This is a genomic window from Bifidobacterium canis (assembly GCF_009727065.1).
GTDB lineage: Bacteria > Actinomycetota > Actinomycetes > Actinomycetales > Bifidobacteriaceae > Bifidobacterium > Bifidobacterium canis.
Genome location: NZ_WNLP01000005.1, coordinates 120,615 through 146,559 on the forward strand (window position 1 = coordinate 120,615; position 25,945 = coordinate 146,559).

Here is a 25,945-nt window from a genome sequence, read left to right on the forward strand (position 1 = left end):
GGGACTCGATTCTCACATAATAATCAATATTAAATAAACAATTAGTAGTCTGCATTCCAAAATTAAAAACTACTCACGTATTTTTTCCTGTCAATTTCGAAAGTATGAAGCTGCCTCCCTTTTTCACCCAATTCACTGGTTCCGGGCTAGTCGTTGGCAGCTCAGCGTATGCAACGTGATTCGTGTTGATCCACACATCAAGCAAACGCTCACTTACGCGTCCGGGATAGCGAGCATGGAATGCCGAGTATTGGGATGGGTCGAGTCGCTTTTGCAGCTCAAAAAGAATCGGAAACAGCCACTCGCAGTAAGCATCGAAATGTGCCTTGTCCATGACCATCATATTGAACAAATGTGCGCTACGAGACCTCATTTGCGTATCCCAGGCCGCCACATAGTCCGGATGCATATCGACAAGCACCCGCGGGCAACATCGAGTTGTTCGGCATACATAGTTCGAGCATACTGCGAGTAGATAGTATCGATGTAGTAGTTTCTCTTCTTTGGCAAAACCACAGATTCTTTGCGCAGCACTCGCTTGAGCTCCGGCTCAGTCACCATCCTGCGATCTCGTGGTGAAAAATGCCTACGGAAAAACGATGGAGAAGCAAGATACCGCCTGTAGTGCATTAGTCCTATGTATTCACTATTGCAGTTTTCCATAGCCAATACATACCGGTCAACTCACTGAAATAGTTATTCAGATTCGAGATATTCTCACCGGTATCGTCACCAGTGAATCCCTCTAACTTGTATGGATGTATTGCCGCTCCAACATGCAGAGGTACGTACATTGGATCTTGAGGCATCGGGTAGTCTTTATGAGCCGCCACCCCGATCGTAATGTCACGCACACCATTTGCTGCACTCTGTTGTGTATTTTGAAGCATATCGTGCATTATAATGTCATTTATAGAATGTTGCATTAGTACGCACCCTGCGGATGAATTACGATGCCAATTGTACGTAGAATATACACGATGTCACCCATCACGCTCCAGTCCTGCACATAACTCACGTCAAGCTGGCGGCTCTCCTCTTCATTCAAGTCGTTGCGACCGGAAACCTGCCATGGACCAGTGATGCCAGGCTTCACCAGAAGACGCGTGGCATACACCGGATCGTATTCAGCGACTTCAAACGAACGCTGCGGACGCGGACCGACAACGCTCATGCTGCCCATGAACACGTCGAAGAACTGCGGGAGTTCGTCGAGGCTCGTCTTGCGAATAAAGTTGCCCACTCGTGTGATGCGCGGATCGTGCTTCAACTTGTAGCGAGCGCCCATCTCCTGACCGTTCGCCTCGAGCACTTCCTTCAGGTGTGCGTCAGCATCCACGCGCATAGAGCGGAACTTGTGGATGTAGAACGGTTTACCGCGCAAACCAATACGCTCCTGCTTGTAGAAGATCGGTCCACCGTCTTCGAGTTTGATTGCGAGCGCCACGATCAGCATGATCGGCGAGGTAATAATAATCGCAATGGTAGAAACAACGATATCGAAAATGCGTTTCTTGATCTGTGCAGCAGGTGAATACTGCGGCAGGCTGATCGTCATGATGCTCATGCCCTGAATATTGCGCATTTGCGTGGCATGCTCGGCAATATCAAGAGCAGAAGTGATCAATGCCAACTCAAGATTCACCGACTCCATCTGCAACGCAAAAGTGCTCAGGTTATCGGAGAAACGGTCGAGCACATCGGTCACCATAACCGTTTGCGCACCGGTTTCGGCGATGCGGCTCGCCAAATGATCCCCATATTCGATCACCTGAATCGGCTGAGCCCATGAGTCGCGTATCTCTTTGTCCATCAAAGCGAGATTTGGATCCGCCTCGACCAAGCCAGTCTTTGCATTGATGCGAATCGGGCACACGCGAATCGGCTTGTAGTTGAGCTGCCTGCGCTGGTTCAGGAACTTCAGGATCTGCCCAATGCCTTCAGGCGAGCCGACGATAACAGTCGGGTACGAATACTCACCTTTGCGATGCTGCCGAGTCAAGAAAATACGTGCAATGAAGCGTACGATCATCTCAGCAATCCACACTGACAATGAAGTCATGCATACTGCAAAGAATGAAACATTTGTCTGAATAATGAAGTCAAGAGCACAAATAGAAATCCATGCAATGAAGCCGCCTTTAAGCAGCAATACATTGAGTTGGTAACCGTCCGCGAACACGTGCCGGTGATACACGCCAGCCGCGTGCATGCAGAATACGTAGATAATTGCACAAACCACCGAATAGAAATATGGATTCACCGGCAAATTCAGTTGCAGACGTGTGGTGATTAAGTTCATCTCGTGCGACAGGGAGAGAACCACCATACTGACCGCGAAATATACCACCGCGTCAAAAATCATTAGCGCAAGGTTCATCACAAAACGCCAGTGGAGTACTCTGCTTGAGCGAATATCCACTTCTTCAGCGAGCTGTGCATCACTTTTCGCCGTCATACTTCTCCCTTGCCTACAATCTCAACAAACAGTCCGCTGCAACTTCTCTACGGAGAGAGTTTCTTCACTACAACGCTTAATCATAACCTAATAGCTTCACAAATTATTATTTTAAACTTTTATTCTTGTTTTTATTTTGTTTTGCAGCGCTATAAACCGTTGCTCCAGCAAACCTGAGTGTACAATACCGCTCTGAGAGAATCGTCAATCGTTCGAGACACACTAAAGATACATTTCGCGCGTACTATCGCCTATTTGCGAAGCATTATTGCATAATCGGCACAAACTGCTTGATTTCGCTTGATTCAGGAGGCTTGTTATGACAACTATTTCCGACGCCAATATTGACAACAACGATGCGCAAGACGACGAGCTCGCCCAGTTCGAGGAGGGCGTCAATTCGATGCTGGAGACCGGCGAGCTCGATGATGCTTTGACCGTCACCGACGAGAACGGCGTGGCACAAGTGCTGCCGGTGCTCGATGACGAACCCGTTTCCCACCTGCTGCAAGGTGTTGAGGAGCTCGGCGGTGCTGCCAACGTGTTCGTGCGCACCACCGAGGGCATTGCCGTTCTCACGGTGAGCGAATACAGCCCAGAGCACACTGACGACGATGCCGAAGACAGCGTTGATGACTCCGCCTCCGCAGACGAGGTGCTCGACGCCGCCGAACTCGATGATCTCGAGGGCAATGACTGAGCACGGCGAGGAGCATAGCAAGGACCACGGCGATCAACACACCGACGATAACCGCCGCGCAGCAGCGCCGGCAACCAAGCCGAGCACACCGAGCAAGCCATACACCCGCGATGTGCATCACGAGCGTAAGCTCACGCCTCCCGCTCCCCCGCGCTCGGGGCATCTCAAGAGCCTGTCGCAAGTGCTCACTCGGCAGGAGGCGTACCGCGACGGCCACTTGTCTCGCAAAGCGTTCGCTTCGCTGGCTATTCTGACGTTCATCACGTTCATCGGCAACTTCACACAGTTGCAACTGAGTGCCGCGCTGCCGACGCTGGTGGATGATTTTGGCATCACGGTGACGCTCGGCCAGTGGATGACGTCGATTTTCCAGTTGACGATGGGCGTCATGGTGCCGCTGACCGCATACTTGACACGTCGCTTCTCCACGCGCCAGATCGTGATCACGTCGATGACGGTGTTCACGGTCGGATCGGTGCTCGCTTGGCTGAGCCCCACGTTCCCGCTTGCGCTGTTCGGGCGCTTCCTTGAGGCGGTTGGCACCGGCGTCATGTGGCCTGTGCTGCAGATCACCGTGTTCTCGATTTACCCGCTGGCTCGGCGCGGCATGGCGATGGGCATTGTGGGCATGGCGATGGCCGTCGCCCCCGCCATCGGCCCGACTCTGGGCGGCGTGCAGACCGACGCGAACGGCTGGCGCTCCATCTTCCTCTCTCTCACCGTTATCGGCTGCATCTCGATTCTGCTCGCCGTGTTCGGTTTGCATAATTTCGGCAAGTCAGACAAAACCGCGCGCGCTGATTTCTTCTCCGTTGGTTTGTCGATCATCGGCTTCGGCGGCTTGATGTTCGGCTTCACAAATATTCAGGCATACCCGTTCTCCGCGCCGATCGTCTGGCTGCCTATGGTCATCGGCGTTGCGGGCATCGTCTGGTTCGTGCTTCGCCAGATCTTCAGTGAGAAGAAGTTCAAGGAGGGCAAGAGCACTCGCCCCGCTTTGCTTGATCTCTCGGTTCTGAAAACAAGTATTTCTCGATCGGCACGGTTATCGCTTCGCTGAGCTTCTTCGCATTCAGCTCGCTGGTCGTGCTCATTCCGCTTTATATTCAGAACTGCCGTGGCTACAGCGCGACCATCAGTGGTTTGGTGATGCTGCCGGGCGCGATCGCACAGGCGATCTCGCAGTTCTTCGGCGGCCGCGCGCTCGACCGTTTCGGCGCACGCCCTGTGGCGATGGTCGGCACGATTCTGCTGTGCTTCGGCACCACGATGATGAGCACGATCGGCTTGCACACGTGGATCTGGATGATTTCGATCTATCAGTTTATTCGGCAGATTGGCATGGGTTTCGTGATGATGCCGGTGACCACATGGTCACTCAACTGTTTGAAACCGGCTGAAGTGTCCGCTGGCTCGGCGGTGACGAACACTGTGCGTCAGATCGCAGGCGCGATTGGCTCGCCGGTGATGATTCTCATCATGTATTCGATCGCCGCAGCTCAAATGGCTGGCGGCCAACAGGCGATTCCCGCCAATGTTGCAGGCATCGAATGGGCTCTGCGCATCAGCGCGATCATCAATTTCGTGATGATTCTGATGGTTGTGTTCGGTGTCAAGGGCGAAGACGCCGGCTCTACTCGTGCCGCCGTCCGTCGTGCCCTTGCCCACGCCACTCCTCACGCCACCAAGTAAGTTGATCGGATAGCGCAGGAGCAGGCCCCTACTTCCATTTCTTCCTTGGAGGTCGATCCACAAATAGTGGTAGTCACTAGGCTTTGCCCATGAAGGTGAGGGCGATCAGCAGCACGTTGAGGAGCACGATCACCACGACGACCGCGATGCACAGCACGTGCTTGGCGGTGCTGTCGACGTATTTGCCCATCAGATCACGGTTGTGCGTGTAGCTCATCAGCGGGATGATCGCGAACGGAATGCCGATCGACAGAATCACTTGGCCGATCACCAGCGCTTCGGTCGGGTTGTTCGACAGCGCCAGCACGAACAGTGCGGGCACGAGCGTGGTGATGCGGCACGCCCACATCGGCACGTTCCAGTGCAGCAATCCCTTCATGATCTCCGAGCCAGCGTAGGTGCCGACCGATGTGGATGAGAGGCTGGAGGCGAGCAAACCGATCGAGAATATCGTGCCCACAGTGGGTCCGAGCACCTGCGCGATCGCGTGCTGTGCGCCTTCGATCGTGTCTGTACCAGTCATGCCATGCAGTGAATTAGCTGCCAGCACGAGCAGGCAGATGTTCACCGTTCCAGCGAGCGCCAGCGCCCACACCACGTCGATGCGGCTACCGTGCAGCATCTCTTTGATGCTCGGCTTGTGCTTGCGTTGTGCGTAATGGTCGTTGACCAGCGTGGAATGCAGGTAGATGGCGTGCGGCATCACCGTCGCTCCGAGCATCGATGTGGCCATCAGCACCGAAGCGCCGTCGGTGAACCGTGGAATGAGTCCTTCCGCCACTTTCAGCGGATTCGGTGGGTCGATGAAGAGTCCGGCGATGAATCCGAACGTGATCACCAGCAGCAGTCCGATCACCAGTCGTTCGAAGATCTTGTGCGTCGCCCCGCCTTGGAAGAACAGCAGCACGGTGGAGACGGCACCGATCACTACGCCACCGAGCAGCAGGGGCAGGTTGAACAGCAGGTTCAAGGCGATCGCGCCGCCGATCACTTCCGCCAAATCGGTGGCGATGGCGATCACTTCGGCCTGTGCGAAGAAGAGGAAGCGTCCGCCGTTGCCGAGCCTATCCCCCAATATCTGCGGCAGGCTTTTGCCGGTCACGATGCCGAGTTTCGACGCCTGATATTGAATGAGCACCGACATGCAGTTGGCGAGCACGAGCACCCATACGAGCAGATAGCCGTAGCGAGCGCCGGAGGTCAGGTTCGCTGCCACATTGCCTGGGTCGACGTAGGCGACGGCTGCGACGAAAGCTGGGCCGAGCATGCTGGCCAACGCGTGCATCGGCTTCTCCGGCTTGCCTTCTGCACGCTGCTCTATCGCCGTATCTTGTGCGCGTTGCGCGTTCTGCGCAACGGTGGCGATGTCTACCACAGAATCGCCGTCATGCCTGTCGACGTGTTCCTCGCGTTCGAGATTGCCGTTGCTGCGCTCATGCTGCTCTCCGCGCGCTCCCCAGTCCTGCCGTGTGCTCACCTTGCGACCCTCACTTCAACCCTCAGCTCCGTCGGCGCCCAGTATCTTCGGCGCCGATCACTCGATCAGTTGTGCTCGAGTTCTCTCGTCTTGTTCCGGTTTAGGTTTTAGGTGGCTATTGTATCTACGGGAAATTCTTTCGCGCCGCGCTCAATTTGCGGGAATTTCCTGCCCCGGGCACGAGTGCAGTACACTTTGCATCGCACGTTTCTCATTGGTGGTCACGGAGAGCCCATATTTGTCTTTGACACCGATCTGCCGAGCCACGTAATCGCAACGATATTCGGAGTTCGTCGGCAGCCAGTACGCCGCCGATGCCGAGCCTTTCGCCTGGTTCGCCGGTCCGTCCACTGCGAGCAGGTTATACGGGTCGTTCGCGAATTTCACACGCTTCGACGAATCCCACGAATTCGCTCCCGACTGCCATGCGTTCTGCAATGCCACAACATGGTCGATTTGCACGGCAGAGCTTGTTTTCTGCCCGCGCGTGAAGTGGATCGTCTTGCCGGTGTATGGGTCGTTCAGCGTGCCGGATTTGACTTTGCAAGAATTTTTCGTGACATATTTCACATCGGTCAAGTCGCGCGCGAGAATATCTTCGCGCACATCGCAGCCGTCGCCGTCATCGTCTGTTTCGCGGAAGCCGAAGAGGTCGCGTTCGTAGCCGTCCGTCGACGGATTATCGTCGACCGGCAGTTTGTTCAGCGTCTCCGCCGCCGTTCCGGTGGCTGTGTATTGCCCGGTGATGTCGGCGACACGATTATCGATACGCGGCAGAATCATGCCGACAGTGATGCCCACCACCACGGCGATGAGCAGCAGAATCAGCACGCGCTCAAGCGGCGTGGTGTTGCGGCGGCGACGGAAATACTGGGGTTTTCGACTACGACTCATATTCTCAGATTCTACAAAGATCAGCGCGTTGTGGCGCGTGGAATCACATACGAGAACGTCTCGATCAGTTCGGGATCGTGTATCTGCCCGTTGATTCTGCCGAGAATGCGGTCGACCGCGGTCGGCGCGAGCCAGTCGAGGCAGCTCGCCATCGTCGTGAGCGGCTGCTGCAAGTATTCGGCTTCTTCGATGTCGTCGAAACCGATCACCTGCACACTGCTCGGAATCTCGATTTGCGCGGCGGAGAGCGCGGAGATCGCGCCGATGGCGAGCTGATCGTTCAACGCCACCACTCCGTCGAACGGCACGCCCGACTCGATCAGGCGCGCGGTGGTGTGGAAGCCGGAGCCGATCGTCCAATCAGGCCCCGTGTTGCCGATCAGCTGCGGCAGCAACTGCGTGCCGCGCTGTTCGCATTCTTCGACGATGCCGCGCAAACGCAGCTCGGCGTTGCCTTCGACGGCGGTGCGCAACGTGTCGAACCCATTCCTGTAGTCGGAGCGCGCGCCGACCACTGCGAGCTGCTTGCTGCCGCGGTCGAACAGGTAGCCGGCCGCCGTCGCGCCAGCTGCCACATCGTTGGGTGTCACATGATCCGCCACACCATCGGTGTCGCGCGCGCCGACGCAGACGAGCGGATATGGCACGCGCAGATCGTCGGGGCTGAACTGCGCAACCTCACTGAGCGAGAGAATCATGCCGTCTGACACAGTGGTGTTGAACCCGTGCAGCAGGTCGTGCAAGCCTTTGGCGCTGCCTTCCGCATACGTCGTCACATACACGCTGTAGTTGCGCTGGCGAGCCGCGTCGATTACGCGGTTCGCCAGCTCCGCCAAATACGGCGGCGTGAGTGTCGGCACGGCGAGCGTGATGAATCCTGTGTGATCACGGCTCAGATTGCGCGCGGCGACGTTGACCTGATACCCGATTTCGTCGACCACCGACTGCACTTTTTCGCGCGTTTTCGCCGACATTCTGCCGGTACCGTTGATCACGTTCGACGCGGTTTTCAGTGATACGCCGGCTGTTTGCGCAACGTCACGCAATGTGATTCGCTTCTGCCCCGCACTGCTCGGCATGGTCACCTCGATTCCCTCGTCTCAAATGAGTGTGTACACGTGTTATTGAATCAGTTATAGCTTGATTATTCTACGTGCTCACCTCACCCGCACCATCAACACGCCATTGCGCTGCAATGTAATGGTGTTCTGTGCTCGCTCGCCGCGGTAGAGCAGCACTATGTCGCTCTGCTCGCGCTCGTCGAGTTCCATTGTGACGCTTTGCTGTCGGCGGTTGATGTAGGTGCGGAACACGTGGTCGCCGTTCGCGCGTTCTATCGTCGCGATGTTCGGATCTGTCGCCTGCACGTTGATTGCGGGCAGCAGTTCGTGCTGAATAATATGTGCGAGATCTTCACGCCGAAGATCACAGCCGACATACCACGTGTGCCCGTCACCATAGTCGTGCGAAACGATCGCCGGCATATCTTGCAGCTCCCACTCGCGCGCGGAGTCGCCGGAATACCGCGCGATGACGTGCGCATTATCCGCCACGCGGGTCAGGCACGTCTGCCACAGCGAAGTGACACCGCCGTCGCTGAGCTCAACGGTGTTTGGCTCGCCTTCGATATCTCCAAGAATATTGAATTCCTCGCCGCTCACGCCGAGCATCTCGCGCAATGTGCCATTGCCGGCGCCCGGATACCCGCCGAGCCCTACCTGGAAGTGTTCGTTGACGATGCCGGTGGCATAGCCGACGAGCAGCTTTCCGCCGCGCTCGACGTATGCTTTCAGTCGGTTCACATCGGCGTCAGAGAGCATGAACACCGTTGGCAGCACGACGAGATCGTAGTCATCCCAGTCGTATGCGAGCGGGGTCACATCGGCGCGCACGCCGGAGTCGAGGAATGCGCGATACCAGTCGCGCACGTCGTGCCAATGGTCGAGTTTCGTGGTCGGCAGCGTCGGAATCTCCGTGGACCACTGTGATTGCGCGTCGAAGAGTATCGCCACATGTGACGGTGCGATCTGCGTGCCGGGCAGCCCCTGCTCGGAGAGGTCGCGCAGCGTTGCACCGGTTTCGCACACTTGGCGGAACAGGTTCGTGTCGGCACCGGCGTGCGGCAGCATCGCCGAGTGAAACGCCTCGGCACCGCCGCGCGACTGCCTCCATTGGAAGAAGTTGATGGCGTCCGCGCCCATCGCCACGTGCGCCAGCGCGTCGCGTTCGAGTTCGCCGTTGCGTTTGCGCGCGTTCACCGGCTTCCACTGCACCGATGAGGTGGAGTGTTCCATCAGATACCACGGTTTGCGCTTGGCGATGGAGCTGACGAGCGAATCCGAGCACAGCAGTTCGTCGAGGTGTGATTCTCCTTCGTGGAAGTAGTGGTCGTTCGACACGAAGTCGACGTCGTGCGCCCATTGCGAGTAGTTCATCGCGCACTGGTCGGTGGAGATCATGAAGTTCGTGGTGATCGGTTTGTTCGGGCAGATCTGTGCGATGGCGTCTCGTTCGGCGCGGAAGAAGTCGAGCAGCATGTCGTTGCCGAAGCGTTCGAAATCGAGTTGTTGCGCCGGATTCACCATTGCGTCGGCACCCATGTGGCGCGGGAGCAGCACTTCGTCGAAGCTGCGCAACTCCTGTGACCAGAACGCGGAGCACCATGCTTCGTTGAGTGCGTCAATCGTGCCATATTTCTTCTGGCACCAGCGACGGAAGTCGTGAAGGGCATTGTCGGAGTAGTCGTGGCGGTTGTTCCAGCCGTATTCGTTGCCCACGTGCCATGCCGTCACCGTGGGGTTCTCGCCGTAGCGTTCCGCGAGCTTGCGACACAGGGTGAGCGCGTATTCGCGGAACACCGGGCTCGACGGGCTCCACGATTGACGTGAGCCGGGGTTGATTGCATGACCGTATTTGTCGCGTGGCAGCACTTCGGGGTGCGCTTCATAGAGCCACAGTGGGGCGCTTGCCGTGGCGGAGGCCAAGTCGACGCTGATGCCCGCTTCGCCAAGCATGCCGATGACGCGGTCGAGCCAGTCGAAGTCCCATTCGTGTTCCGAGGGTTGAATGCGGTCCCAGCTGAAAATGCCGAGCGCCACCACGTTGACGCCTGCTTTGCGCATCAGCTCGACGTCTTGCGCCCACACGTGTTTGGGCCATTGGTCTGGATTGTAGTCGCCGCCGTATGCGATGCCCTTGCCGCTTGCGGTCAATAGGCGCGGCCATGCGAATTCTCGACTCATGTTCCCCTCAACCCTTCAGAATGTTTTGAACAAGTATTGTATATTTTGAAATCTACGAATGCATACAAGTGGCCGTGTGGCGCAGTGTTGGGCACCACACGGCCACGAGTTTTGCTTGTGTTGTTTTGTGCCACTTATTCCTTAACTGCGCCTGCGGCGAGGCCGGACTGCCAGTACTTCTGCAGGAGCAGGAAGGCGACGACCAGCGGGATGATCGTGATGAGCGAGCCGGTGATCACCAGATTCTGGATGGCCTGGCCGCCAGCGGTGGATGCCTGGTCCTTCCACTGGTTCAAGCCGATCGTCAACGGATACCAGTCGGCGTCCTTCAACATGATCAACGGCAGGAAGTAGTTGTTCCACGTCGCCACAATCGTGAACAGGGCGCACGTCACGATGCCAGGAGCCAGAAGCGGAAGCGACACCGTGAAGAACGTTCTCATCTCACCGGCACCATCGACTCGGGCTGCCTCAAGCAGTTCGGTCGGCACGGCCTGTTCGGAGAAGATCCACATCAAGTAGAGACCGAACGGGCTCACCAAGCTCGGGATGATCATTGCCCACGGAGTGTTGGTGATGCCCAGCTTGGCGAAGAGCAGGAACTGAGGAACCGCCAATGCAATGCCAGGAACCGAAATTGCACCGATGATGATCGCGAAGATCGCCTTGCGGCCTGGGAAGCGGAACTTGGCCAGCGCGTAGCCACCCATGATGGCGAGCAATGTCGCGCCGCCTGCACCGATGACCACGTAGAAGATCGTGTTGAGGAACCAGCGTCCGAAGATGCCGTCCTGGTAGGTGAACACCGTCTTGATGTTGTCCCACAACGCGAACGTCTTGCCGAAGCCCAAACCGAACGTCGACGTGAAGTCGGCCTGCGTCTTCGTCGCGTTGATGATCAGGTAGAGGAACGGGAACAGGCAGTAGATCGCGAAGATCGAGCAGACGATGGTCAACAACGTCGACTTTCGAGGATTCGCGACGTTGGCGAATCCGCTCTTGCGTGCGCGCTTGCGTTCCGCTCGCTCGTCGCGAGCCACCTTGCGCTCATGTTCACGTTCGATTTTGCGCACCTCGCGTGGCGAGTGCATGACGTCTTCGGAATTCTTAGTGGCAGTGGTCATTTCATCTGCTCCTTCATGCTCCTCAGCTGTACTGCGTATGCGATCGCCATCGTGATGATTGCCATGACGATAGCCAATGCAGCCGCGTAATTCGACTGTCCACCCGAGAAGCTCAGCGAGTAGGCATACATGTTAGGCGTGTAGTAGCTCGTGATCACGTTGCCCGGCACCATGTTCTGCATGATGCTCGGCTCGTTGAACAGCTGGAACGAACCGATGATCGAGAAGATCACCGTGATCGCCAACGATCCCTTGAGTTCAGGAAGTTTGATGCTCTTGACGATCTGCCATTCACTCGCGCCATCGATCGAAGCCGCTTCGTAGAGCGAGTGCGGGATCGTGGAGAGCGCGCTGTAGAAGATCAGCATGTTGTAGCCGGTGTATTCCCACGTGTTGATGTTGCCGATGGCAGCCAAGAGCACGTCAGGCGAAAGCACGTTGATGTGCGTGCCGAGCCACGAGTTCAGAGAACCGACCAAGCCGTATTTCGTGCCATACATGAACGCCCAGATCAACGTCGAGACAACGGCTGGCACGGCATAAGGCAGGAAGGAAGAGATACGGAAAAACTTCATGCCGTGCAGTTTCATCGAATCGAGTGCCAGAGCCATCAATGCGGCGAGACCCAGCATGATCGGCACCTGAACAACGGTGAAGAGCGCCACGCGTCCAACGGAACTCCAGAACAGCGGATCTTGGAACAGTCGGGCGTAGTTGGCAAATCCTACGAAGCGGTTGCCGCCGACCATGCGGTTCTGGAAGAACGAGATGTAGATTGCATACAGCACCGGAATGATGAAGACGAACATGAACACTGCGGCGAATGGCCACATGAACTTCCATCCACGCCAATCACGGCGTCTGCGATTCACTCGCGGCTCCGATGAAGCCGCCGTTTGAACTGTTGTGGCGCTCATTGCTATCACTTATCCTCTCTATGCCTTGTGGCTACGTTCGGCTCTCAGCCGTTGTTCGTCACGTCGTAGCCCTGCTGGGTTCCGTGTTCGGTCAGCTTCTTGCCGTATTCCGTGAAGGCTTCCTTCAGCGTCTTCTTCTTGCCGTATGCAGGAGAGATGTCGTCACCGAACTCGGTCTGGGCGAAGGCGTTGTATGGCAGGTACTGGAACTCGTTGACCGGGCGCTTCGCAGCCTCGGCAAGGATCTTGTTCACGTTCTGGCCACCGAAGAACTCGTTGGTCTTCTTGTTGGATTCCGTGTTCGGATCGGTGAAGGAGTCGCTGTTGAGAATGGACTTCAGAGCCGGGAACGTGCCGGTTTCCGACATCGTCTTGGCACCATTGCCGAGCGTCATGTATTGAATGAACTTGTATGCAGCGGCCTGGTTCTTCGACTGCGAGGTGATGGCCAGTGCGGAACCGCCATCTTCTGCGGAAACCTCGTCGCCTTCATTCCATTGCGGCAGCTGGGTGACGCGCCAATTGCCCTTCTGGTCGGGAGCGCCGTTCATCAGGTTGATCGGCATCCAACCGCCGATCACCAGGGAAGCGAGCGAACCGTCGTTGAGTGAACGGTTCCATTCATCGGACCAGTTGGAGATCTGCGTGTTCACCAAGTCTTCGTCGATGAGCTTCTGCTGGAAGTCGATGTATTTCTTCATGCCTTCGTCGTTGGTCATGTCGATCGTGATCTTCTCACCATCGACCTTCCACGGGTGAGCGCCAGCCTGCCATGCCTGAGCGGTGAATGGCTGGTATTCCATGGCGCTGCCGGAGTTGTTCGTCATGTATGCGCCGGTCTTGCGCACCTTCTTGGCGGCCTCATAGTAGTCGTCCCAAGTCTTGATCTTCTCACCGTCAACGCCGGCCTTGTCGAACACGGCCTTGTTGTAGAACAGCATTTCTGGGCCGGAATCGATTGGCATTGCATACGGCTTGTTGTTGTATTGCAGCTTGCTCCACGGGCCGGAAGCGAACTTGTCGGCTTCCTTGTCGGCACCATAAGCGCTCAGATCAACGAGATCGTTGGTCACTGCGAACTGCGTCACCGTTGGATCTTCGAGCATCACCACGTCTGGAGCGCCCTTGCCAGCGGCGATGGCGTTCGTAAGTGCCGTCTGCGTGTTCGACGCAGTGCCGGTGGAGTTGAACTTCACGGTGATTCCCGGATTGTCTTTTTCGAAGTCGGCGATGAGCTGCTTCATGCTGTTGCCGGAATCCCAGCCCCAGAACACGAGCTCGGCCTTATCTGCGTCACCCTTCGAGCCGCTGTTGCTGTTGCCGCAGGCGGCCATGCTCACGAGCGTGGCGAGCGCCACTGCCGAGGCAAGAACGCGGGTAAATCGATGTGCTGCCATCTGATGCTCCCTTTCGCATCCAGAAAAACCAAACAATGAACAATCGGCATCGATCATTCACTGATTGACTCTCTTGTATTTCCTCTTATTTCAAGTGGTACAGCTGTGTACCTAAATAGAATGATACAACGGTATACCAATATGTCAATTCAGACACACAAATCCCCGAAATTTGCGGCGTTTCTCTCTGTCCAACCAACCTATTATACGGGTCAGAAAGCGTCTCTCTTACGCCCCTAATAAATATATGGGTCATTCCCAAATAATCTATGTGCAGGTTGCTCGGCGCACCCCGCACGAGCTTTCTATCGATCGAAGGGGCGAAGCGCCCACAATCGGGGCAGAATACACTTCGCAACAAGGTTGTGTGGTATGTGTTTCTGGTGAGTGCCGCGCGACGCATTGCCTTGCATCGCCGGCACATCCAGCCAAGAGAGAACGAGAAACGGGAACGAACCCATGGAAACTACTCGCAACGAACTTAACAAGAATCTCGCGCAGATGCTCAAGGGTGGCGTCATCATGGACGTCACCACCCCGGAGCAGGCACGCATTGCCGAAGACGCCGGCGCGTGCGCAGTCATGGCGCTGGAACGTATTCCGGCAGATATCCGCGCAGCCGGAGGCGTGAGCCGCATGAGCGACCCGGCGATGATCCGCGGCATTCAGGAAGCGGTGTCCATTCCGGTCATGGCCAAAGTGCGCATCGGTCACATCGCCGAAGCCCGCATTCTGCAAGCCATCGAGATCGACTACATCGACGAATCCGAGGTGCTCTCCCCTGCCGATGACGTGTACCATATCGACAAGCGTCAGTTCGACGTGCCGTTCGTATGCGGTGCGAAGAATCTGGGCGAGGCGCTGCGCCGCATCGAGGAAGGCGCATCCATGATCCGCACGAAAGGCGAGCCGGGCACCGGTGACGTGATTCAGGCAGTGCGTCACATGCGCACGATGAACCGTCAGATTCGCGAACTCGTCTCGCTGCGCGACGATGAAGTGTATGAGGCAGCCAAGCAGCTCGCCGTGCCATATGAACTCGCGAAGTTCGTGCATGATAACGGGCGTCTGCCCGTTGTCAATTTCGCAGCTGGTGGCGTCGCCACCCCAGCTGACGCAGCCTTGATGATGGAGCTTGGCGCGGAAGGCGTGTTCGTGGGGTCGGGCATCTTCAAATCCGGTGATCCGGCCAAGCGTGCAGCCGCCATCGTGCAAGCCACCGCCAACTGGCAGGACGCCGATCTGCTCGCCCGTCTTTCCGCCAATCTCGGCGAGGCTATGGTGGGCATCAACGAAGATGAGATCGAAACGATCATGGCCGCACGCGGCGAATGATCAGCGAATGATCGGCAAGTAACCGGCAAACGATTGGAACCACATGGTTGTTGACGTCTCCTACATCTCCAAAGAGCATTCCGCTGGCGCGCAGCAAGCTGCCAGCGGCGTAACTGGCATTCTCGCCGTGCAGGGTGCATTCGCCGAACATGCCGCCATGCTCGACCAGCTCGGAGCCGAATGGAAACTGCTGCGCGCAGCCGAGGACTTCGACAATTCGATCGACCGCGTGATCCTGCCCGGCGGTGAAAGCACCACGCAGGGCAAGCTGCTGCGCTCGACCGGCCTGTTCGATCCGATTGCCAAGCATATAAGCGCTGGCAAACCCGTGCTCGGCACGTGCGCCGGCATGATTCTGCTCGCACAGCGATTGGATAATGACCCGAACGTCTATTTTGGTGCACTCGATGCCACCGTGAGGCGCAATGCATACGGCCGCCAGCTCGGATCGTTCACCGCCACGGAAGATATCAATGTGTTCGACGCCGACGGCTCGCACGCCGCCGTCATAACCGACTTTCCGCTCGTGTTCATTCGCGGACCGTTCGTGGTCGACGTCGGCGAGCGCGCGCAGGTGATGTGCCGCACCAACGGCAACGTGGTCGCCCTGCAGCAAGGCAAGATGCTCGCCACCGCCTTCCACCCCGAGATCACCGAAGACACTCGCTTCCACGAGTTCTTCCTCTCGCTGTAGCCGGCAAATTATTGGCCGAGCACGAAGGGGCTGGCGGGCAAGTCTTCGCCGTTGTAGAGCAAACTGCTGCTTTGTGGATCTATGTCCCATAAATATGACACTTGCGAGATGTTGCTGATCTGATTCGAGGAGACAATAAGTTGAGAGCCTGAGATCTGGGCGTCAGCTTCAACAAAGTGCCCATACGAGTCCGCCACTTTCACTCCTTGCACCGGTTGTGAGGTCGGCTCGCTCACATGTTGGGTGCTGGCGGCTGTTGAATAGATTGGTTTGCGAGTTTGCAATCCTAAAGCGGTTCCCGGCGCAAAATTGATGGCCGCTTTACCTTTGCCAAGCTGTTCCATGCTTATGGCCAACGGGCCACTTGGCATGTTGGCCATCGATTCACCTGCATGCATGGCCTCCCATTGTGAAGCCATACGCATTGCAATAATATCTTTACCCAGTGGATGCACCATGACTGAAGTGCCCTTATCGGTATCGATAGAAACTGTCATCGCGACGTTGTGCGTATTATTCAACCCCGGACTACGCAGGGCCTGCAATTGCCCCTGACGTACATATTGCGTATATGCATTACCCGAATATCGTGCCAGTTGCACATATAGGAACGGCAATGATTTGTTCCCAAAAACATCGCGATATTCATTGATCAGCGCGACGAAATTGCTTTCATATTGCAAGGCATCATCGAGGAGCTTGGCATCATTGCATCCTTGATACCACAGAATCCCCGCTAGCTGCATACCTTTGAGCGGCGCGATATGGCTGTTGTAAATGTCGCCTCCCTTAAGGTGACGGTCAATGGTTGTTCCTCCCCAAGCCGTTTGAATAATGCCCACTGGGATATTCGGATCTTTTTAGTCAGTTGCGCCGCGAATAGTTGAGGCAGGTAGCCAAGATACTCAGAGTTCTGCGCAGTCGCAGTAAGCCAACCATCGCGATTTTGTTCAATGAGCGGGTAGTGGCTCAGTGAGGCCGACCGCGTGCACACAAGAAAATGGATGCTTGGATCGTTAACCAGATGAGGAAGGTTAGCAAGTGTATAAGATTCCCCCATATTGCGTGTGCGCAACGTTGGTGTAGAGAAGTATTGATTATAGTTCATCTCCATATTGGACTGCCCGGCCGCAAGAAACACATCACCCACATAGACTGGGGAAATCTTCTTAACCACCGTGTTATTCACAAGAAACAGAAGTGTTCCGCCAGTCACGCTTCCCGACATCGCCGGAAGCGTGACCTCAAATGAGTCACCGTTGATATGCGCATCTACTGCAACCGGCTGTTCCCCGTCACGTTCCAGCTTGACCTGCATCTGTATGCCCGCACCAGTATCGGCATGCTGATTATTCTGCCTCGCAATTGCACCGGAAATCTTCAGCGATCGATCTCGTTGCAGAACCATGCCAGCCGCATAATATTCAGGAAGCTCAATCGACAGTCCATTCACCAGCTGCTTCTGCACAGTTGATCGCCCCTGCAACACGTTATAACCCCAAACCCCTGCGATCACCAGAGCTGCAGCGACGAGCACACCAATCATCACCCAGAAGAAACGCTTCATCCGCATACGTCTTTTCTCCTACCTTTTGCACCCATATCTGCAACATGAACATCCCAGCATACATACAATACGCCATTGATTGTAATGTAGCTGTTCAGGTCAGCATCCACAGAGATCAACACCTATTTACACATAATTAATTAACTTTTGTAAAGTACGGCATTTTCTGCAGAGCCTTATTCGCACAGTCTGTCTAATATTCTGTTCATATATGTTTCGCATTTTGAAAGCACATGAAATCGTAGCGGAGGAGAGGGAAGAGACTCACATGGCACATGAGCATATCGAATCTTCGGTGACCGGCAACATTCGCAATTCGAGTATTGAGTTGCTACGCCTGCTTTCGATGCTTATGATCGTCGGATGCCATTTCGTGCGCGGCGCTGAACCTGGTCAGTATGGTGAATGGGTTGCAGCTCAACCGCTTTCGATCACCAAGTTCATGTATCAAGTGATCTATATGGGTGGTGGCTGGATCGGAGACGTCGTGTTCTTCACCATCTCAGTATGGTTCTTACTTGACCGAAATCTCACTATTAAAAACTCATTCAAACGCATCTGGCTGCTTGAACGTGAACTGCTATTCTGGAGCCTCACTCTTTTCGTTGTGACTTTAGTGCTACATCGCACAGGCGTATATTCGGGAGGCATTACATACGTAGGAATTCAATCCATACTGCCAATCTCAATGAATTTATGGTGGTACCCCACAAGTTATGCATTGTTCCTTCTGTTCCTCCCTTACCTTTCACGAGGATTGCGTGCGCTCAGTAAAAACTGCATGGTACTTTGGCATTGAGTGTGCTGTTGCTGTGGGGCGTAGCCGGTTTGATCCCACAATTCACTTTCAACCTCACTGAAAAATCAGTGTTCGTATTCATCTATTTAGCGATTTTAATTTCGTACTACAAGTGGTACATGCGAGAGTTCTCCGTCAAAACATGCGCTACAATCATCGCAGGAGGCTTCGCAGTCAATACGTTATACTGGCTCTTGGCCAACATTTTGTATTTGCACACTGGCAAAAACTGACTTTGCAGAACTTCCCATTCGATCACTGGATGATCACCGAGGTGATGATGGGATTCGCGCTTTTCGTGCTCTTTAGCAAGATGAGTTGGCACTCCAAATTCGTGAATGTTTTGGCTGGATCAGCATTCGGCATTTATTTGATTCACACCTACCCTTCAATACAAGCGACATGGGCTTCACTGTTCCCCATGCCTCGCGTATACAACGGCGCATGGTCGATCTTGACTGGTCTTCTAGCCATTCTGATCATCTATGTCGGATGCCTGATACTCGATCTCATTCGCCAAGGATTGTTCAAACTGACTATTGATAAGCATAGGGGCAAGCTGTTCGAGCGCTTCTATGGATTCCTTACTCGCAAGATCGCAAGCATACAAAAACGTTACATCAGCAAAGAAGAAGCGCAGCAATAATAACGGTGAGGTTGTGCAGGTTATCCTGCACAACCTCACTTCGCATCTAGAACCGTTGCTTAGACCTCGAGCACGTCGTCGGCCACTCGCATCGTGGAATCACGGTGCGAGACGAGGACTACCGCCGCATTGTGCTCGGAGACGAGCGCGTTGATCGACTGAAGAATATACGCTTCGTTCAGTGAATCGAGGCGGCTCGTTGGCTCGTCGAACAGGTAGAGGTCGGCGTCACGCAGGAACATGCGAGCCAAACCGATGCGCTGGCGCTCGCCTTCGGAGAGTCTGTCGCCCAATTCTCCGACGCGCGTATCGATGCCATCTGGAAGATCGTCGATCAGTGAGGAGATCGACGCCTTCTGCAAGGCGGTGTAGAGTTCCTGATCCGTCGCATCGGGGTTGGCGATACGCAGGTTGTCGGCGATCGTACCGTCGAACAGATAGGTTTCCTGGCTCATCATCGTCTGCAAACGGCGACGCGTATGCGCGTCGATCGCCGGCAGAGCGGTGCCGGACATCGAGATCACGCCCTGCTGTGGATCCCAGTAACGCATGAGCAGCTTCAACAACGTGGATTTGCCACGACCCGATGGGCCTTGGATGCCGAGGATGCCGGATACCGGAATGTCCATCGTGATGTCGTTCAGCACGTTCTGGCCGTTGCCATAACCGAACGTGACAGAATCCATATGCATGCCGCTGTAGGCTTCCTGCTGCGTGCCGGTTTCCTCGACCGCCGGCTTCGCGTCGAGCACCGCGAACAGGCGGCGTGCCGAAGCGAAGGTCTGGGTCAGGTTGGCGGGCAATGCGCTCAATGCCAGCGTTGGGCCAAACGAGCTCACCACGAGCACGAACGCGGTCACATTGGCGCTGATATCGCCGCCTGTGGCGCTCATCCACACCACCATGAACGCCGCCAATGCGGTGACGGCGATGACCACCACGTTGTCGTATCCGCTGAACAATCCATTGCGGGCACTCAGCCGTGTATGTTCCTTCCACAGCGCACGCGAACGTGCCACAACGCTGGAAAGACGTGAATCTCCACGACCGAATCGAATGATCTGGTCGAGTCCCTGCATATCGTCGAGCACTTGGTCATCAAGTGCAGCGCTTTCCTTGCGAATCGATCCGCCAACGCCATGCAGCGCGTTCGCGAAGAGGCGTGGCATCACAACGCCAAGAATCAGATGTGCACACACCAGCAGCAAGGCGAACCATGGGTTCAGGAACAGCAGTGCGACGGTGTAGAGAATCGTTGTGGAAATCGCGATGATCGTCGGCGAAATCGTGTGCGCGAAGAAGATCTCGAGCAGCTCGACGTCGGTGGTGATCAATGCGATCATGTCGCCTTTGCCTTTGTTCGCGAGCGCCGCTGGAGCAAGTCTGCGGAGCGCGGCGAACGCGCGCTCGCGGAACAGTGCGAGCAAGCGGAACGCGAGGTTGTGGTTCATGTATTGCTCGCAATATGCCATCAGTCCGCGAATCAGCGCGCATACGATCATCAGTCCGATCGCCCAACCAGTGCTCAAGCCCCACACGGGGTGGCCGAAAGCGGCGAAGCCTGCCATGATGCCGAACACCGGCATGAATGTGGCAGCCAAGTGCCCGAGCACGCCGAAGCAGCATGCGAGAACCATCAGCGGGCGCAGTGAACCGACCTGTGCGAGGAGTCGGCGGATCACCTGCGAGGTGGTCATCGACTCGTCAGCGCTCAAATCCACACTATTCGCACCGCCGCTGTGAGCAGTGGCCGAGTCGGAGTTCGCGCCAGCAGCGGCGATCTCATTCGCCGCAACAGTGGCGTCCGCATAGCGCAATCCACTCGCATCAGCACGTTTGCCGACCTGCTCGACGGCGGCCTGCGCGTTGAACATCTTCGCATACTGACCATCAACGGACATCAGCGAATCATGCGTGCCAGTTTCCACGCAATGCCCATGGTCGAACACGGCGATCATATCGGCATCCTTGGCGTCAGCGAGGCGGTGCGTCACAACGATAACCGTCTTCGTGCGAGCCAGCTCGTGCACAGTCTGCATAATCAGCGCCTCGGAAGCAGCGTCAACACTGCTGGTCGCCTCGTCGAAAATCATGATCGGCGCATCATGCAGCAGCGCTCGCGCGACGGCGATGCGCTGGCGTTGACCACCGGAGAGTTGCGCCGGGTCGAGCGGCATATCAAGCATGCCAGGTTGTTCGCGCACGAAATCATCGATATGAGCAAGTTCGAGCGCGTGGAACATCTGCTGTTCGGTGGCATCCGGCGCAGCCATCGCCAGATTGTCTCGCAATGTTCCCACGAACAGGTGACTGCGAGCGCCCACGAACGACACCGCGTCCATAAGCGAACTTTCAGTGAGATCGTGTACTTCCACGGGCTCGCCGTTCACTACGAACTGCAGCGAACCAGCGTAGCCCTCCAGCTCACCTGCGATCAATGCGGCGAGCGTCGATTTGCCGGAACCGGATTCGCCGACGATCGCGGTCATCGACTGGGCCGGCAGGTCAAGCGTCACTTTCTGCAGCGCCGGAGTGTCTTGCTCCTCATCACCGTAGATGAAGCCGAGGTTGCGGATGCGAACGCTGATCGAATCGCCGTAGATCTCCTGCGTGCCGTACTGCGGAGCATCAGTGTCGAGCAAAGCGAAGATCTTCTTGCTCGACGTCATGCCGTTCATCGCGACGTGGAAATACGAGCCGAGCTGACGAAGCGGCAGGAAGAACGAGGCGGAGAGCAGCACGATCAGCAGCACGCCAGCCAAAGTCAGGTGCGGGCCGTCGAACACGACGAGCGGGGCAAACGCGGAGTTGAACGCAGTGCCGCCGTTGTGCAGGAACTGCCAGATCGCGGTGCCGATGCCAGCCGCCGCGCCACCGTATGCCACCACATCCATGGCAGTGAGCGAGCGCAGCTGAATCTGCAGCACGCGCATCGTCATCACACGGAACTGTTCAGCCTCCTCGTTCATCTTGTTCGCGGCGGTGTCGTCCGCGTCGAACGTCTTCAGCGTCTCCAGTCCCTGCAGATTGTCGAGGAACGCGGAACCCATGTCGGTGTAACGTCCCCAGTATTTCTTGAATACGCGGGACGCGCGCATCGCCACCATGCCCACGATGATCACGATCAGCGGTGCGCACACCAGCAGCACGGTTGCCGTGGGCAGATTGATCGGCGCAACCACTGCGAACAGTGTCAGCGGAGCGAGCACCGCGTAGAACAGCTGCGGCAGGAAGCGCTCGTAGAAACTCTGCACTTGGTCGACGCCCTCGCCCATCAGCTGCACGATCGTCGCCGTGCTCACATGCTGCCTGTATGACGGGCCGAGTTCGAGCAACTTGTTGTAGAGCGCGCGGCGCAACCCGAGTTTGACGCGCTCCGCAGCTTCGGTGCCGAACCGCGCGCCGAAATAATGTGCGAGGAAGCGCACGAACGCGATCACGCAGAACACGAGCACGTACTGCCATATCGTGGAAGCCGGCAGCATGACCGGCGACGAGCCTGGCCACAGCACCGCTCCGATGAGCGACACTGCAGTCACCGACAACGCGATATCCGCGAGCAACCCAATCCACAGGCACAGCGCTTTCGCGGCGACGTATTTGCGCACGCCCGGCGCAATCGAAAACAGACGTCTATCTAGCATGCATCTTCCCTACTCTTTGCCTCGTTCAGGAAACCATGTGCCAATCTAGCAGTTTCGGCGCGTGAATAACAGTGTTATTTTCGTGTGATATCACACATTGCGCGCACTTGACTCAACACCAGTGAGTGTTGGTGATTGTGCAATCTCAACAATCAATCTCGCAAACTGTTGTCGGAGCCCACAATGCAGGCTACGCGTGCGTAACTTAAACTTGCTCGCGGAAACCGTTGAGGGATTTAGAACAAGGATTATTGCTCTTATGCTTACCGAATACACGACGCCGGGCCCTGCGCTCACCGTTCGCAATGATGAAACCATCTATTCTCTGCTCACCGACCGCATTGCGCGCTCCGGCGAGGATTCGCCGCTCACTGAGAACAAGGAGGCGGACGGCAGCTGGAGCAAGCTCACCGCCGGCGAGTTCAATGAGCGCGTGCGCGCGATCGCCAAGGGTTTGATCGCCTTCGGCATCGAGAAGGGCGACGCGGTGACTATTTTCTCCGCGACGCGCGTGGAATGGGGACTGCTCGACTTCGCTTTGGCTGCGATTGGTGCGGTGACTGTGCCGATTTATGACACCGACTCCGCTCCGCAGGCGGAACGTATTCTCAATGATTCCAATGTGAAGCTCGCGATTGCCGACAATCAGGAGCGCTTCGACCGCTTAGATTCCGTGCTCGACCACTGCCCGAGCTTGGAGCGCATTCTGATGCTCGACGCCAACGCGGTTCAGGCTTTGGAAGGCTTGGGCGTGATGGTTTCGAGTGAGGAGCTCGACGAACGCATCGCCAGTGTCGGTGCTGATGATTTGGCGACGATCGTTTACACCTCCGGTTCGACCGGAGCTCCGAAGGGCGCTGAGCTCTCGCACCGCAATTTCGTGAGCATCACACGCGCTGCCGCTGACTGTGTGCCTGAGGTGCTTGAAGGCAAGTCGCGCCTGCTTCTGTTCCTGCCGCTCGCCCACTGCTTCGCACGCTTCATTCAGTACTTCGCCTTCACTTCCGAAGAGGGTGTGCTCGGTTACCTGCCAAGCACCAAGACGCTGCCTCACGACATGCAGGTGTTCGAGCCGACGTTCGTGCTAGCCGTGCCTCGTGTGTTCGAAAAGGTGTACAATGCAGCCTCCCGCAAGGCAGGCACCGGCTGGAAGGGTCGCCTGTTCACGCGCGCCGTTGCGTTTGCACGCGAATGGACTGAGATGAAGCAGGCCGGCATCGAACCAACCGCCAAGCAGAAAGCCGAACATGCGATGTATGAGCGCCTTGTGTATTCGACTATCCGCAGCGCCTTCGGCTCGCGCATCAAGTATTTGGCCTGTGGCGGCGCTCCACTCGACCGCAATCTGGCATTGTTCTTCAACGGCATCGGCTTGACGATGATTCAGGGCTATGGCCTGACCGAAACCGCCGCTCCATTCGCGTTCACCCGTGTGCATGACAACGTGCTGGGCACGGTCGGCCAGCCTGTTCCAGGCTCCTCCGTGCGCATCTCCGACACCGGCGAGCTTGAAGCCAAGGGTCAGAACGTGTTCCTCGGCTACCACAACCTGCCGGAGAAAACCGCTGAAGCGTTCACCGAGGACGGCTGGCTGCGCACCGGTGACCTCGCCTCCATTGATGACGAAGGCCACATCACGCTGACCGGCCGTGCCAAAGACATCATTATCACGGCAGGCGGCAAAAACGTCTCCCCGATCCCGATGGAGCAGGAGATCAGCAACTGCCCGATCGTCGAGCACGCCGTCGTGGTCGGCGATGGGCGTCCGTTCGTCGGTGCCGTCATCACGCTGGATCAGGAGGGCCTCGTCAGCTGGCTGCCCACGCAGAAGCTGCCGGCAGATCTGACCATCGAACAGGCCGCAGCACTGCCGGAGGTCGCCGCTGAGATCCAGAAATACGTCGACCGCGCCAACGCCGATGTTTCCCGCGCAGAATCCGTGCGCAAGTTCATCGTGCTGCCCACCACATTCTCGCAGGAGAACAAGTGCCTGACCCCATCGATGAAAGTCGTGCGCCCGCAGGTCAACAAAGTGTTCGCCAAGGAGATCGACGGGCAACTGTATGCCGGCAAGCGATAACCATCGATAAAGAATTCGACTAGATGCCTCAGCATAGACTTCCATGCTGAGGCATCTTTTCACGGTTAGCGCTGCATGTACACTGCAAGTATCTAATAGTCAACCCGATATTGTTCCGAGGAACGAACTGCTTTCATGTCTACCGCACTCACCACTGACGCAACGGCTCACAAACCATCCACAGAGCTGACCAGCAATCGAAGCACAACACGAATTCATTGGATTGACATAGCCAAGGGAATCGGCATCATCCTCGTTTCATTCGGGCATATTCGTAATGGAGACGGGCAGAGCGTGTGGTTGCCTGCGCTCGACACTCCCATCAACTTCATCTACCTATTCCACATGCCGCTCTTCTTCTTCCTTGGTGGCCTCACATTCAGTTCGCGCAGGAGCTTCCCCGACTTCCTCAAACGCAAAGCACAAACTCTGCTCATCCCGTACTATGTGTTTTCGCTGTATTTTCTTGCAAAACCACTGGTGACATTGATCGCGCCCGGCATAGCATCGGGCCTTCAGGCCAATCACGACTACACGTCGAACATATGGATGCAATTCTATGATGTGCTCATCAATGGTTCCGGATTATGGTTCCTGTGGGCATACTTCATCGGCGAACTGATTGCGTACCCGCTTGACCGGAAGTTCACGACACAGTACCAATATGTTGGTTCCGGCTTGGCTCTTATCGCCGTCTCACTGACGTTGAGCACACTGTTTCCCAATGTGATTCTACCGTTCCGCATTTTCAGCGGTTCAGGCATGAATGGTCTGGAAGTGGCTGGATTTATTCTGCTCGGCATCGCATGCAAGAAAGCCCTTCGATCCCCGATCCATCGAGCTGCAACGTTCGGCTTCTTCGTGGTGTTCACGGCAGTATTCGTCACAGTGGCAGTCATAGGTCTGAGCATGGAATCAACCGCAGGTAGAGCTGTTCTTGATGCTTTGGCCATGTTCGCCGGTGTCGCCGCCGCGGTATTCCTTTCGAAAGCGATCACCCATAATTCCGTATTGGAATACATTGGTCGGCATTCACTGTCTTTCTACGTGGTGAATGCGTTGACACTCAATGTAGGCAAAATGGTGTTCTTCCGAGTACTGCATATTGATGGCGCGCATGCCAGTATATTCATGCAGTGGGTATGGGGCATCTTGCTCACCATCTTCTGCTTGGCTTTGCTCGCCGCCGAAGACATTCTTATTCGTGCCTTTATTCCTTGGAGTCTCGGAATGAAGAGGAAGAAAAGCCTTCGTACAGAGACTGACACTATTTAGCATA

General features: G+C 56.2%; 18 protein-coding genes and 2 pseudogenes. 8 read left to right on the forward strand and 12 right to left on the reverse strand.

Features of this window, described 5'->3' with window-relative positions; translation table 11 throughout:
* Window positions 1-73: 73 nt before the first annotated feature.
* A pseudogene (locus tag GSD1FS_RS10420) lies at window positions 74-926 on the reverse strand (DUF4422 domain-containing protein).
* Window positions 926-2,458 carry an exopolysaccharide biosynthesis polyprenyl glycosylphosphotransferase gene (locus tag GSD1FS_RS05845; protein WP_155588799.1) on the reverse strand — a complete coding sequence of 511 codons (1,533 nt, stop codon included), beginning with the start codon at window positions 2,456-2,458 and terminating at the stop codon, window positions 926-928. The pseudogene GSD1FS_RS10420 and the gene GSD1FS_RS05845 overlap by 1 nt, the downstream one beginning before the upstream one ends.
* Window positions 2,459-2,777: 319 nt before the next feature.
* Here GSD1FS_RS05845 and GSD1FS_RS05850 point away from each other — a divergent pair, with 319 nt between their 5' ends.
* Window positions 2,778-3,158 (forward strand): hypothetical protein, encoded by a 381-nt coding sequence (locus GSD1FS_RS05850; protein ID WP_155588800.1) that lies wholly within the window; start codon window positions 2,778-2,780, stop codon window positions 3,156-3,158.
* Window positions 3,151-4,850 (forward strand): annotated as a pseudogene (locus GSD1FS_RS05855) (DHA2 family efflux MFS transporter permease subunit). The gene GSD1FS_RS05850 and the pseudogene GSD1FS_RS05855 overlap by 8 nt, the downstream one beginning before the upstream one ends.
* A gap of 76 nt (window positions 4,851-4,926) precedes the next feature.
* Here GSD1FS_RS05855 and GSD1FS_RS05860 read toward each other — a convergent pair.
* From GSD1FS_RS05860 to GSD1FS_RS05890, 7 genes are all read right to left on the reverse strand, one after another.
* Window positions 4,927-6,225 (reverse strand): Nramp family divalent metal transporter, encoded by a 1,299-nt coding sequence (locus GSD1FS_RS05860; RefSeq protein ID WP_343030223.1) that lies wholly within the window; start codon window positions 6,223-6,225, stop codon window positions 4,927-4,929.
* Between the two features lie 252 nt (window positions 6,226-6,477).
* Window positions 6,478-7,221, reverse strand: a complete 744-nt coding sequence (locus tag GSD1FS_RS05865; RefSeq protein ID WP_155588801.1) for an HNH endonuclease family protein — start codon at window positions 7,219-7,221, stop codon at window positions 6,478-6,480.
* A 20-nt stretch (window positions 7,222-7,241) separates the two neighbouring features.
* Window positions 7,242-8,300, reverse strand: coding sequence for a LacI family DNA-binding transcriptional regulator (locus GSD1FS_RS05870; protein WP_155588828.1), 1,059 nt, complete (start codon window positions 8,298-8,300; stop codon window positions 7,242-7,244).
* 78 nt (window positions 8,301-8,378) lie between these two features.
* On the reverse strand, window positions 8,379-10,463 hold the full coding sequence (locus GSD1FS_RS05875; protein WP_155588802.1) for a beta-galactosidase: 2,085 nt from the start codon (window positions 10,461-10,463) through the stop codon (window positions 8,379-8,381).
* 134 nt (window positions 10,464-10,597) lie between these two features.
* Entirely contained in the window at window positions 10,598-11,554 is a 957-nt protein-coding gene (locus GSD1FS_RS05880) for a carbohydrate ABC transporter permease (protein ID WP_425481785.1), read from the reverse strand.
* Window positions 11,555-11,583: 29 nt separating this feature from the next.
* Window positions 11,584-12,504, reverse strand: a complete 921-nt coding sequence (locus GSD1FS_RS05885) for a carbohydrate ABC transporter permease (protein ID WP_155588804.1) — start codon at window positions 12,502-12,504, stop codon at window positions 11,584-11,586.
* A gap of 44 nt (window positions 12,505-12,548) precedes the next feature.
* A complete protein-coding gene (locus GSD1FS_RS05890) occupies window positions 12,549-13,901 on the reverse strand; it encodes an ABC transporter substrate-binding protein (protein ID WP_155588805.1) in 1,353 nt (450 codons plus the stop codon).
* A 459-nt stretch (window positions 13,902-14,360) separates the two neighbouring features.
* Here GSD1FS_RS05890 and pdxS point away from each other — a divergent pair, with 459 nt between their 5' ends.
* Together pdxS and pdxT are read left to right on the forward strand one after the other, a co-directional pair.
* A complete protein-coding gene (pdxS, locus tag GSD1FS_RS05895) occupies window positions 14,361-15,236 on the forward strand; it encodes a pyridoxal 5'-phosphate synthase lyase subunit PdxS (RefSeq protein WP_155588806.1) in 876 nt (291 codons plus the stop codon).
* Window positions 15,237-15,279: 43 nt separating this feature from the next.
* Window positions 15,280-15,930, forward strand: coding sequence for a pyridoxal 5'-phosphate synthase glutaminase subunit PdxT (gene pdxT, locus GSD1FS_RS05900; RefSeq protein ID WP_155588807.1), 651 nt, complete (start codon window positions 15,280-15,282; stop codon window positions 15,928-15,930).
* An 8-nt stretch (window positions 15,931-15,938) separates the two neighbouring features.
* Here the strand turns inward: pdxT and GSD1FS_RS05905 are convergent, their stop codons facing one another.
* Window positions 15,939-16,772: a sialate O-acetylesterase gene (locus GSD1FS_RS05905; RefSeq protein ID WP_155588808.1), complete on the reverse strand. Its 834-nt coding sequence runs from the start codon at window positions 16,770-16,772 to the stop codon at window positions 15,939-15,941.
* On the reverse strand, window positions 16,667-17,497 hold the full coding sequence (locus GSD1FS_RS05910) for a hypothetical protein (protein ID WP_196425041.1): 831 nt from the start codon (window positions 17,495-17,497) through the stop codon (window positions 16,667-16,669). The genes GSD1FS_RS05905 and GSD1FS_RS05910 overlap by 106 nt, the downstream gene beginning before the upstream one ends.
* 223 nt (window positions 17,498-17,720) lie before the next feature.
* Between GSD1FS_RS05910 and GSD1FS_RS05915 the strand changes: the two genes are divergently transcribed.
* Both GSD1FS_RS05915 and GSD1FS_RS05920 read left to right on the forward strand, forming a co-directional pair.
* Window positions 17,721-18,296 (forward strand): hypothetical protein, encoded by a 576-nt coding sequence (locus GSD1FS_RS05915; RefSeq protein WP_155588810.1) that lies wholly within the window; start codon window positions 17,721-17,723, stop codon window positions 18,294-18,296.
* Between the two features lie 142 nt (window positions 18,297-18,438).
* Window positions 18,439-18,942, forward strand: a complete 504-nt coding sequence (locus tag GSD1FS_RS05920) for a hypothetical protein (RefSeq protein WP_155588811.1) — start codon at window positions 18,439-18,441, stop codon at window positions 18,940-18,942.
* Between the two features lie 59 nt (window positions 18,943-19,001).
* Here GSD1FS_RS05920 and GSD1FS_RS05925 read toward each other — a convergent pair whose 3' ends face one another.
* Window positions 19,002-22,586 carry a thiol reductant ABC exporter subunit CydD/CydC gene (locus GSD1FS_RS05925; protein WP_155588812.1) on the reverse strand — a complete coding sequence of 1,195 codons (3,585 nt, stop codon included), beginning with the start codon at window positions 22,584-22,586 and terminating at the stop codon, window positions 19,002-19,004.
* Window positions 22,587-22,845: 259 nt separating this feature from the next.
* On the opposite strand from GSD1FS_RS05925, the gene GSD1FS_RS05930 reads away from it, so the two are divergent.
* Entirely contained in the window at window positions 22,846-24,666 is a 1,821-nt protein-coding gene (locus GSD1FS_RS05930; protein ID WP_155588813.1) for an AMP-dependent synthetase/ligase, read from the forward strand.
* 135 nt (window positions 24,667-24,801) lie between these two features.
* The gene (locus GSD1FS_RS05935; RefSeq protein ID WP_155588814.1) at window positions 24,802-25,941 is read left to right on the forward strand and encodes an acyltransferase family protein; all 1,140 of its coding nucleotides are present in this window, start codon (window positions 24,802-24,804) and stop codon (window positions 25,939-25,941) included.
* The last annotated feature ends 4 nt before the right edge of the window (window positions 25,942-25,945 follow it).

Coding starts and splice junctions, on each gene's coding strand:
- GSD1FS_RS05935 (WP_155588814.1), top strand. CDS start 24,802: ATGTCTACCGCACTCACCACTGACGCAACGGCTCACAAACCATCCACA.
- GSD1FS_RS05865 (WP_155588801.1), bottom strand. CDS start 7,221: ATGAGTCGTAGTCGAAAACCCCAGTATTTCCGTCGCCGCCGCAACACC.
- GSD1FS_RS05850 (WP_155588800.1), top strand. CDS start 2,778: ATGACAACTATTTCCGACGCCAATATTGACAACAACGATGCGCAAGAC.
- GSD1FS_RS05845 (WP_155588799.1), bottom strand. CDS start 2,458: ATGACGGCGAAAAGTGATGCACAGCTCGCTGAAGAAGTGGATATTCGC.
- GSD1FS_RS05920 (WP_155588811.1), top strand. CDS start 18,439: ATGCGCTACAATCATCGCAGGAGGCTTCGCAGTCAATACGTTATACTG.
- GSD1FS_RS05890 (WP_155588805.1), bottom strand. CDS start 13,901: ATGGCAGCACATCGATTTACCCGCGTTCTTGCCTCGGCAGTGGCGCTC.
- GSD1FS_RS05925 (WP_155588812.1), bottom strand. CDS start 22,586: ATGCTAGATAGACGTCTGTTTTCGATTGCGCCGGGCGTGCGCAAATAC.
- GSD1FS_RS05880 (WP_425481785.1), bottom strand. CDS start 11,554: ATGCACTCGCCACGCGAGGTGCGCAAAATCGAACGTGAACATGAGCGC.
- GSD1FS_RS05870 (WP_155588828.1), bottom strand. CDS start 8,300: ATGCCGAGCAGTGCGGGGCAGAAGCGAATCACATTGCGTGACGTTGCG.
- GSD1FS_RS05875 (WP_155588802.1), bottom strand. CDS start 10,463: ATGAGTCGAGAATTCGCATGGCCGCGCCTATTGACCGCAAGCGGCAAG.
- pdxT (WP_155588807.1), top strand. CDS start 15,280: ATGGTTGTTGACGTCTCCTACATCTCCAAAGAGCATTCCGCTGGCGCG.
- pdxS (WP_155588806.1), top strand. CDS start 14,361: ATGGAAACTACTCGCAACGAACTTAACAAGAATCTCGCGCAGATGCTC.
- GSD1FS_RS05930 (WP_155588813.1), top strand. CDS start 22,846: ATGCTTACCGAATACACGACGCCGGGCCCTGCGCTCACCGTTCGCAAT.
- GSD1FS_RS05885 (WP_155588804.1), bottom strand. CDS start 12,504: ATGAGCGCCACAACAGTTCAAACGGCGGCTTCATCGGAGCCGCGAGTG.
- GSD1FS_RS05910 (WP_196425041.1), bottom strand. CDS start 17,497: ATGAAGCGTTTCTTCTGGGTGATGATTGGTGTGCTCGTCGCTGCAGCT.